The sequence below is a fragment of the Halomonas sp. SIMBA_159 genome (genome assembly GCF_046536035.1).
GTDB lineage: Bacteria > Pseudomonadota > Gammaproteobacteria > Pseudomonadales > Halomonadaceae > Vreelandella > Vreelandella venusta_A.
Genome location: NZ_JAWJBT010000929.1, coordinates 1 through 259 on the forward strand (window position 1 = coordinate 1; position 259 = coordinate 259).

Genomic DNA, 259 nt, shown 5'->3' on the forward strand with positions numbered 1-259 from the left:
GTATGGTTCAGATTAAAGTGCAATTGTTGGTGCGTGGTACAAACAACGAAACCATCGCCATGCGTCATATACCACTCATTGAAGGCAGCCTGCTGGAAACATTCAGTGCCGCCAATGCCGATGAGCTGGTAACGGTTGCCGGGCGCGATGCACTGAAGAATAAAGCGCTGAGTGATTTACAACAGGCGATGATTGAAGTGGTTGGTTCGGTGGTGGTCGATGAAGTGCTATTCACCGGTTTTGTTATGCAATAAGAGTG

1 protein-coding gene is annotated in these 259 nt (G+C 48.3%); it reads left to right on the forward strand.

Annotated elements, in window-relative coordinates; translation table 11 throughout:
* A partial coding sequence (locus R0J87_RS21985; RefSeq protein WP_498888970.1) for a flagellar basal body-associated FliL family protein occupies nucleotides 1–254 on the forward strand: 254 nt, incomplete at its 5' end.
* Between the last annotated feature and the right edge of the window lie 5 nt (nucleotides 255–259).